Source organism: Microbispora sp. KK1-11, from assembly GCF_006874435.1.
In the GTDB taxonomy this organism is placed as follows: Bacteria; Actinomycetota; Actinomycetes; order Streptosporangiales; family Streptosporangiaceae; genus Microbispora; species Microbispora catharanthi.
Genome location: NZ_VIRJ01000151.1, coordinates 1 through 411 on the forward strand (window position 1 = coordinate 1; position 411 = coordinate 411).

Annotated in this window: 1 pseudogene; it reads left to right on the top strand. The window is 70.8% G+C overall.

Annotation, left to right across the window (positions count from 1 at the left end):
- Nucleotides 1-218: 218 nt before the first annotated feature.
- A pseudogene (locus FLW16_RS45860) lies at nt 219-341 on the top strand (undecaprenyl diphosphate synthase family protein); the annotation flags it as partial.
- Nucleotides 342-411: the final 70 nt, after the last annotated feature.

A 411-nucleotide genomic window follows, 5' to 3' on the forward strand; every position in this document is an offset into this window, starting at 1 on the left:
CCGCGAACCCCCACAGCGTGGCGAGCAGCAGGCTCGCCGCCGCCGGGATCGCCGGAGGAACCACGGTGCGCGTCACCCGGGCAACGGTTAGTGTTCGCCGCGTCACATTCTGTGAAAGAGTCCGTCCCCGGAGGGATTCACTTGGGGGTCTGCGTCGTGGTCGCGATGTCGTCGGGGCGGGGGGGGTGAGAGGCATCCCTCGTCACGTCGCCTGTGTCATGGACGGGAACGGCCGCTGGGCCGCGCAGCGGTCGCTGCCCCGCACCGAGGGGCATCGGGCGGCCGAGGCCGCGGTGCTCGATGTCATCGAGGCGGCCCACACGGCCGGTGTCGAGTGGATCGGCAGAGGGCGGGGTGGGGGAAGAGGGGGGGGTGTAGTAGTGAGCCCGGTTGTGGCCGGTGGAGTACAAA